7 protein-coding genes are annotated in these 8,682 nt (G+C 61.6%); 5 read left to right on the top strand and 2 right to left on the bottom strand.

Annotated features, from left to right (window positions below; all coding sequences use genetic code 11):
- The first annotated feature begins 138 nt into the window (after nucleotides 1-138).
- Nucleotides 139-672, top strand: a complete 534-nt coding sequence (locus MK745_RS14390; RefSeq protein WP_431978979.1) for an EamA family transporter — start codon at nucleotides 139-141, stop codon at nucleotides 670-672.
- 88 nt (nucleotides 673-760) lie between these two features.
- Here MK745_RS14390 and katG read toward each other — a convergent pair whose 3' ends face one another.
- A complete protein-coding gene (katG, locus tag MK745_RS14385) occupies nucleotides 761-2,935 on the bottom strand; it encodes a catalase/peroxidase HPI (RefSeq protein WP_243613994.1) in 2,175 nt (724 codons plus the stop codon).
- 178 nt (nucleotides 2,936-3,113) lie between these two features.
- On the opposite strand from katG, the gene MK745_RS14380 reads away from it, so the two are divergent.
- The 3 genes from MK745_RS14380 to MK745_RS14370 all read left to right on the top strand — a co-directional run bounded on the left by MK745_RS14380 (nucleotide 3,114) and on the right by MK745_RS14370 (nucleotide 6,234).
- Nucleotides 3,114-4,016, top strand: a complete 903-nt coding sequence (locus MK745_RS14380) for a LysR substrate-binding domain-containing protein (RefSeq protein ID WP_243613993.1) — start codon at nucleotides 3,114-3,116, stop codon at nucleotides 4,014-4,016.
- A 128-nt stretch (nucleotides 4,017-4,144) separates the two neighbouring features.
- Nucleotides 4,145-5,077 carry a lipid A-modifier LpxR family protein gene (locus MK745_RS14375; RefSeq protein WP_243613992.1) on the top strand — a complete coding sequence of 311 codons (933 nt, stop codon included), beginning with the start codon at nucleotides 4,145-4,147 and terminating at the stop codon, nucleotides 5,075-5,077.
- A 95-nt stretch (nucleotides 5,078-5,172) separates the two neighbouring features.
- Entirely contained in the window at nucleotides 5,173-6,234 is a 1,062-nt protein-coding gene (locus MK745_RS14370) for a Hint domain-containing protein (RefSeq protein ID WP_243613991.1), read from the top strand.
- Nucleotides 6,235-6,327: 93 nt separating this feature from the next.
- On the opposite strand, the gene MK745_RS14365 is transcribed toward MK745_RS14370, so the two are convergent.
- The gene (locus tag MK745_RS14365) at nucleotides 6,328-7,038 is read right to left on the bottom strand and encodes a GntR family transcriptional regulator (protein ID WP_243613990.1); all 711 of its coding nucleotides are present in this window, start codon (nucleotides 7,036-7,038) and stop codon (nucleotides 6,328-6,330) included.
- 193 nt (nucleotides 7,039-7,231) lie between these two features.
- Here MK745_RS14365 and MK745_RS14360 point away from each other — a divergent pair, with 193 nt between their 5' ends.
- Entirely contained in the window at nucleotides 7,232-8,653 is a 1,422-nt protein-coding gene (locus MK745_RS14360; protein ID WP_243613989.1) for an NCS1 family nucleobase:cation symporter-1, read from the top strand.
- Nucleotides 8,654-8,682 lie beyond the last annotated feature (29 nt).

Here is an 8,682-nt window from a genome sequence, read left to right as displayed (position 1 = left end):
TGCCCCGTCAGAACCTCAACCTGCCTTAACTTCGTGACAATCTCTTCCGGCTTCGGTCGCTTGTTGGCCATGTGTTTCCTCCGTTTTCCTAAACATAGCGGAGGACCACTTCAGTGGGGGAGGATCAGGGCCGGAGCCATGGCCGCCGCCGCGAGCGGAGTGGTGGGCGTTGCGCTTTTGCTCATCAGCCCCGAGGCGCAATTCGACCCGATCGGCATCGCCGCCGGGCTTGGCGGAGCCGCATCGATGGCGGCGGGCACCGTGCTAAGCCGGAAATGGCAACCCCCGGTGTCGGCGCTAAGCTTCACGGCATGGCAGTTGACGGCGGGAGGGTTGATCCTGTTGCCTGTCGCCTTGATCTTCGAGCCGCCGTTGCCACCGCTGAGCACGACCAACCTCGCAGGCTTTGCGTGGCTTGGCCTGATCGGAGCCGCGGCGACCTATGCGCTTTGGTTCCGGGGCGTGGCGCGGATCGAGCCGGGGGCTGTGTCGATGCTCGGCATGATGAGCCCGGTGACGGCGGTGGTGCTGGGCTGGGTCTGGCTTGGCCAGTCGCTTTCCTGGCTGCAACTATTGGGCGCGGTGATCGTGCTTGGCTCGGTCTGGGTCGGGCAGCGCGCCAATCGTCCGCGCCTGGACCCGATCCCGGCCGCCGCATTGAGCCGGGTGTAGACCGCGCTCTCAGCTAGAGCGGCGCCAAACAAAGAAAGCCCCCGCAACCGACCGGCTGCGGGGGCTCTTTGTGTCATGTGCCGCTCAATCAGGCGAGATCGTAACGATCCGCGTTCATGACCTTAGTCCATGCGGCGACAAAGTCCGTGACGAACTTCTCTTTGTTGTCGTCTTGGGCATAGACCTCGGCATAGGCGCGCAGGATCGAGTTCGAACCGAACACGAGGTCGACACGGGTTGCTGTCCACTTCACCGCGTCGCTTTTGCGGTCACGGATTTCGTAGGTGCCGCCCTCAACCGGGACCCATTTGTTGGCCATGTCGGTCAGGTTGACGAAGAAGTCCGTGGTGAGCGCACCAACGGTGTCGGTGAAGACGCCGTGCGCCGTGCCGCCGTGGTTGGTGCCGAGGACGCGCATACCGCCGATCAGGCAGGTCATTTCCGGCGCGGTCAGACCCATGAGCTGTGTGCGGTCAAGCATGAGCTCTTCGGGGCTGACGACATAGTCCTTCTTGACCCAGTTGCGATAGCCATCGGCCAGCGGCTCTAGAACGTCGAAGGAGTCCGCGTCGGTCATCTCGTCGGTGGCATCGCCACGGCCCGGTGCGAAGGGCACGGCGACGTTGAAACCGGCGGCCTTGATCGCCTGCTCGAGACCGACATTGCCGGCAAGAACGATCACGTCGGCCACGCTTGCGCCGTGCTTGGCGGCAATCGGCTCGAGCGCAGCGAGCACCTTGGCTAGGCGCTTCGGCTCGTTGCCGTCCCAGTCCTTCTGCGGTGCGAGACGGATGCGGGCCCCATTGGCACCGCCGCGGTAATCCGACTGGCGGAAGGTGCGGGCGCTGTCCCAGGCCGTTGCAATCATATCGGCGGCGTCGAGACCTGCGGCCGCAATATCGGCCTTCACGGCATCGACGTCATAGCCGGTGTTGCCTGCCGGAACCGGGTCTTGCCAGACCAGCTCTTCCTTGGGCGCATCGGGGCCATGGTAGCGCACGTTCGGACCCATGTCGCGGTGGGTCAACTTGAACCAAGCACGCGCGAACACATCGTCGAAATAGGCCGGATCCGCGATGAACTTCTCACAGATCTCGCGATAGATCGGATCGACCTTCATCGCCATGTCGGCATCGGTCATCATCGGCATCACGCGCTTGGACGGGTCGGTCGAGTCGACCGGCATGTCTTCTTCCTTGATGTCGATCGGACGCCACTGGTTCGCGCCTGCGGGCGACTTGGTCAGTTCCCAGTCATAGCCGAACAGCAGATCGAAATAGCCCATATCCCACTTGGTCGGGTTGGTGGTCCATGCGCCTTCGATGCCCGAGGTCACGGCGTTGGTTGCTTTGCCGCCCATGTTCGGGTTGATCCAACCAAAGCCCTGGTTCTCGATTGCCGCCGCTTCGGGCTCTTCCCCAAGCAGGGCTGCGTCGCCGTTGCCGTGTGCCTTGCCGACGGTGTGGCCCCCGGCGGTCAGCGCCGCGGTTTCCTCGTCGTTCATCGCCATGCGGGCAAAGGTCTCGCGGACCTGTGCGCCGGTCTTGAGCGGGTCGGGGTTGCCGTTGACGCCTTCGGGGTTCACGTAGATGAGGCCCATCTGCACTGCCGCCAGCGGATTTTCCATCGTGTCAGGCTTGCCAACATCGGAATACCGCTCGTCGGAGGGGGCGAGCCATTCTTTCTCGGCGCCCCAGTAGGTGTCTTTCTCCGGGTGCCAAATGTCTTCGCGACCAAAGGCAAAACCAAAGGTCTTGAGGCCCATGGATTCATAAGCCATCGTTCCTGCGAGCAGGATCAGGTCGGCCCAAGACACCGCGTTGCCGTATTTCTTCTTCAGCGGCCAGAGCAGGCGACGCGCTTTGTCGAGGTTGCCGTTATCAGGCCAGCTGTTGAGGGGGGCGAAACGGATGTTGCCCGCACCGCCACCGCCGCGCCCGTCCGCAAGGCGATAAGAGCCTGCCGAGTGCCATGCGAGACGGATCATCAAGCCGCCATAGTGACCCCAGTCTGCCGGCCACCAGTCCTGGCTCTCGGTCATCAGGGCCTTCATGTCTTCTTTGAGGGCCTCGATATCGAGCGATTTGACCGCTTCCTGATAGTCAAAGTCTCCGCCCATCGGGTTCGACTTGCTGTCATGCTGGTGCAGGATGTCGAGGTTGAGGGCATTCGGCCACCATTCCATGACATCACCGCTGCTTGCGGTATTGCCGCCATGCATCACCGGGCATTTGCCTGCCATGCCTACGTCATTTCCGTCCATTTTCGCTCTCCCTAGATAGCTAACAAGGTTGTTCCTGTGCGGTTCGCGCCATGCCAAGGGCACAGCACGGATTAGGGGTTTTCTGTCGTGAATCACCCCCCCGCGTCGATGAGGACCATAACAAGGGTCAATCATTGTGAAAATTTGCATTTTGTAATCGAAGTGATATGAAATTCTTATGACCAATATTTCCATGAAACAGCTTCGCTACTTCGATGCGTTGGCCCGGCATAATCATTTCGGCCGGGCTGCCGAGGCCTGCGCGATCTCGCAGCCTGCGCTTTCCGTGCAGATCAAGGAGCTTGAAGAGGTCTTGGGCGCGTCGCTTGTTGAACGGGGGCCACGGCAGGTCCGACTGACAAGTCTTGGCGAGGAGTTTGCCGAGAGGGCGCATGCGATCCTGCGCTCGGTAGATGACCTTGGCGATTTGGCACGCGCGTCGCGGGGGCGGATGTCGGGGCAGCTGCGCATCGGGTTTATCCCGACCGTGGCGCCTTATGTCTTGCCTGCGTTCGCGGCCGAGCTTGCCCTGCGCTTTCCCGATGTCGCCCTGCGTCCCCGCGAGGCGATCACCGAGAAGTTGCTTCAGGAATTGCGCGAAGGCCGGCTCGATGCGGCGATTGTTGCGCTGCCCGTCTCTGAGGCCACGCTCGAAGAAATGCCGCTTTTTGACGAGGAGTTCGTGCTTGTGCGGGGCAAAGACGAAATCGACGAGCCGGTGCCCGACCCCAAGACACTGCGTGAAATGCGGCTTCTGTTGCTTGAAGAAGGGCATTGTTTTCGCGATCAGGCGCTCTCTTTCTGCAACCTGACCTCACCTTTGCCGCGTGATCTCATGGAGGGCAGTTCGCTCTCGACGCTGGTGCGCATGGTGGGGGCCGGGATCGGCGTGACGCTCATCCCCGAGATGGCAGTGCCTTTCGAGACCCGCACTGCGCCTGTCTCTGTGGCCCATCTGCCAAGCCCCCGCCCGACGCGGACCATTGGCCTGATTTGGCGCAAGACCAATCCGCTCGCAGATCAATTCCGCCTGCTCGCTGATATTCTACGCGAGACCGCAACACGGCAAATGTCGGAATGATGCCACCGTTTGGTCGGATAAATGCCGGTCTGGACATGCAAATTCGGCGCGAGTGGTCGTTGGGCACTGGTCGCCCAATGAAATAATTTGTACGAAGCCCGCGGGGGCAAAATTAACGGGGACGTGGAATGATTGGCCGAATAGCCGCCCTTTTCCTTTTGATGACAGCAACGGCAACCCAAACGATGGCGCAGGACGCGCCGTCAAAGGGGCGAAGCGCGCTTGGCTACGGGCTCTTGTTTGTGAATGACCTTCTCGGGGATGGCCGAGACCGTTGGCGCACCGGCTCTGTCATGAGCAGCCGTGTCTACGGTCCTGCATGGACCGGTGCATTGCCGGGTCGTGCGGGGGAGGTGCTTGAATTGCGGTTCCTCGGAGAAGTGATGGCGCCGGACAACCTGGTGACACCTGCTCCGGGGGATCGGCCCTTTGCGGGGTCTCTGTCGCTTGGGCTACATACCCATTTCGCGACCGCCCATGGCACCGAGGTGAGCCTTGGCGGCGACGTGGTGGCCATCGGACCGCAGACCTCGCTCGACAACCTGCAGACCACGTTGCACGACGTGTTTGGCATGAATGCGGCCTCGGCGGCGACGCTCAATGCCCAGATCGGGGACAAGATCCGCCCCACGGCCACGCTCGAGATGGCGCGCGATGTGGCGCTTTCGGAAGAGACACAATTCCGGCCTTTCATGGAGCTGCGCGGCGGCGTCGAAACCTATGCGCGGGTTGGCTTTGATGTGACCATCGGGCGCGCGGGGCAGGGCGAATTGCTGACCCGTGATCCGGTGACTGGTCATCGTATGCGCGTCGTGCGTCAGCACACGCCGGGCCTGTCGTGGATTGTCGGCGCCGATGTCGCCAAGGTTTGGGACAGTGTGTATCTCCCCGAAGATCGCGGCTATGCCCTGACGAATACCCGCACCCGTGCGCGGCTTGGCCTGCATTGGCAGGGCGAGAAAAGCATGGTGTTCTACGGCATGACATATCTTGGCGAAGAGTTCGTCGGACAAGGTAGCGGCCAGTTTGTCGGCGCGCTGCAGTTCAGTCTGAAATTTTGACGCAGCTGTCTCTATCTGGCCAAAAAAATCTTCCCTTCGCGAATCGCCTCTGGTAACCTTTTGCCATAAAAACAAAAAAGGCAGGTTATCAGGCAATGAAGACGGGCTTTCGTGGCACGTTCGTCATCTCCTGGTCGCAAACAACGATAGACGGTGTTGGGGCTGCACCGGTGCAGGCGCTCGAAACGGGCGCGGTATGGTCCTGGCATGGGGAGCCCGTCCGCGTGGACGGCCCGACCGAGCTATTGCGTCTGGACCAGGCGGAAGGTGAGGCGAACATCCGCAAACGTGCGGCGCGTATTGTACGCCGCCTTGTGGGCGCAGCAGTCGAGAATACTTCGAGACTTGAAGATATAGATGTGGAAGACCCGCTCCTCGAGGGCGGTTTTGTCGTGACCAATGGCGCACAGAGCTACACTGTCACGGTGATCGAGGTCGAGGGGCGGCCGCCGCTCTTGATGTTCCTTGATGAACTACCGCCGCGGGGGGCAGAGCTTTGGGTGGTGCATCATGCGTTGGACGCGCGTGATCCCAATCCGATGGGGCCAGCGACGGGGGGCGTGATCTGTTTCACGCCGGGCACCATGATCCAAACCCCGACGGGCGCCAGGCGGGTTGAAGACCTGCGCGAGGGCGACAGGGTCCAGACCAAGGACAATGGCGCCGAAGAGGTGTGTTGGATCGGCAGTCGCCGCATGTCCGGCGCGCGTTTGTTCGCGATGCCGCAACTGCGACCGATCCGCATCCGCGCCGGAGCGCTTGGCATTGAACGGCCGGACATGGAACTTGTCGTGTCGCCAGAGCATCGCATGCTGGTGCAGGGCGGAGCGGCAAAAGCCCTGTTCAACACACCGGAAGTCCTTGTTTCTGCACGGGATTTGATCAATGGATCATCCGTCGCTATCGATAGCCAGATGCGCGAAGTGACCTATATTCACTTGCTTCTGCCGCGCCATCAGATCCTCTGGGCCAACGGTGTCGAAACCGAAAGCTACCACCCGGCCAATGCCGCGCTGTCGACGCTCGAGAAGAACGACCGCAAGCGTTTGTTGCAGATGCTGCCGGAGCTTGAGGACGACCTCAACAGCTACGGGCCTTACGCGCGGCGCAATCTGAGCCGGAGCGAAGCCGCGATACTCCAGCACGAAGCCGCCTGACCCGGGCAGCTTTGGGCCTCGTCGAAACCCCGCTCGCAAGGGCGGGGTTTTGTTCTTTGTGGGGCGAAAACCGGGGTCTGTATCGCGTCGGTATCACGTCGGTATTGCGTCGGTGCGATCCGGGCTGACCCCCCACCAACGCAGGGTATTCGCAAGATGAGCGCGTATCTCGACCTCTGCCTTCTCGGCGTCGCCCGTTTCGAGCGCGGCGATGATCGCGAGGTGTTCGTCCATCGCTGAGGCGATCCGCACCGGCAGGAAGGGGCGCGTGTTCTGGATGATGGCGATGCGGTTGCGGTTCTCGTCATAGAGCCGCCGCGCCAAGGTCGAGCCAAGCCCAAGGGACAGGGCATCGTGCAGCGACAGGTCCGTCGCGATGGCGCGCTGCGACAAGTCATCAGCCATGTTGCCCTCCGCCTCGTCTCGCAGACGTTCATGTGCGTCGCGCAGCGCGGCGAGGGGGATATCGGCACGCCGCGCGATGAGGCGCTTGGCGCCTTCCACGTCAAAGATGGCGCGCAGGTCTAGGCATTCGCGGGTCATGTCGGGGCCGGCATCCATCACTTGCACGCCGCGTTTGGGCAGCACGGTGACAAGGCCGCTCGCCTCGGCGCGTTTGACGGCCTCGCGCACCGCCGCAAGCGGCAGGCCAAGCCGTTCAACCAACATCGGCATCGACAAAAAGGTGCCGCTTGGCAGCGTGCCGTCGCGGAATCGCGCGATCAGCGCCTCATGCGCCTCTTCGGTCATCAGGCGCGTTCCGGTCTTGCCCGGCGTGTTGGGTGTTGCGGCGTTGCCTGCCATGTCGCGATTTCCCCCCTTGCGTGCCAGATCTTTGTGCCCGGCGTCGATTATTCGGCATTCCAGAAAAGTTCTATAGGCTTTTCCTGATACCTCCTCTCTAAAATAGCAATTAACATGTTAGCTGCAATGCCTGAATTCAGGCCAAGAACGGATCGGCCCATGGCGGGCCGTCTGACAACGAGGGGACACACAAATGCAATCGAACACCGTTCAACACGGCGCGGGGCAAGAGGCGGACGATACGCTTCACCCGGTGACGCCGGAAGAAAAGACATGGGGCTGGTTCGCGATCTTCAATGTCTGGGCCAATGATATCCAATCGCTTTTTGGCTATTCGCTCGTCGCGTCGCTTTTCATTTCCTATGGCGTCAGCGGCTGGACCGCCTTTGCGGCGCTGATCGTGGCGGGGCTATTCGTGATGTTCCTTGTGAACCTCTCCGGCGCGGCCGGGGAGCGGTATGGCATTCCCTATCCCGTTCTGGCACGCGCCAGCATGGGCACAGCAGGGGCCAAGCTTCCGGCGGTGTTGCGGGCGACGGTTGCCGTCTTTTGGTACGGGGTCCAGGTCTATTTTGCTTCCACGGCGCTGGCGCTCCTGATCCGGTCGGTCACAGGGATCAGCGGCGGCACGGAAGTCCTTGGGCTGACGGGTGTCGACTGGGTGTCGTTCGTGATCGTCTGGGCCTTCCATATCTGGATCTTCTGGCGCGGCATGGAGTGGGTCGAAACCTTCCTCAATATCGCTGGTCCCTTTGTCTATCTCGTTATGATCGGCCTCGTGGTCGTGCTTTGGATCAAGGCCGATGGGCAGCTTCTGTCACAGGCGCAGACCATCTTCGTCAATCCGGACGCCACATGGGGCACCGAGTTCAACGGCTTTATCGCGATTATCGGCACGATGGTGGCCTACTTCGCGGCGGTGATGATCAACTTCAGCGACTTCTCGCGTTATGCGCGGGACAAGCAGGCCATGACGCGCGGCAACCTTGCGGGGCTTCCGTTCAACATGATCCTGTTCTCGGCGCTGGCGCTTCTGACAACGGCGGGTGCGGCTGTCGTCTACGGCGAGGCGATCATCAACCCGACCGAGATCGTCGGACGCACCGATAGCGTGCTTCTGGCCGTGATTGCCGCGATTACCTTTTTCGCGGCGACCGTGGGGATCAACCTTGTGGCCAACTTCATCCCGGCGGTGAACGGTATTGCCAACCTCGCGCCGACCAAGATCAGCTTTCGCATGGCGGGGCTTATCACATCGGGCTTTGCACTGGTGATTGGTGGCCTCTGGACCGCGTTCATCAGCGAGTTTGGCATCGGCGGGTTCGTCAACACCCTTGGCGCGACGCTGGCGCCGCTCTATGGGATCATGATCGTGGACTACTACCTCTTGCGCAAACAAGAGCTGAATCGCGATGACCTCTACAACATGGAAGGCGGGGCCTATCACTATAGTGGTGGCTGGCATGGCAATGCGCTTCTGGCCTTTGCCATCGCGGCGGTGTTCTCGGTGGCGACGGTCTGGGTTCCGGTGCTGAGTCAGCTTGCAGGCTATGCCTGGGTCATCGGTGCGGCGCTTGGCGGGGCGATCTACTATCTGCGCTGCCGCGCGTCCTGAGGTCGAACACCTCTTGAACAAGGCGGCCC

The sequence above is a fragment of the Shimia aestuarii genome (assembly GCF_022814865.1).
Taxonomy (GTDB): domain Bacteria; phylum Pseudomonadota; class Alphaproteobacteria; order Rhodobacterales; family Rhodobacteraceae; genus Shimia; species Shimia aestuarii_A.
The sequence above is the reverse complement of the archived record's forward strand: the minus strand, read 5'-3'. Positions and strand labels throughout refer to the sequence as shown.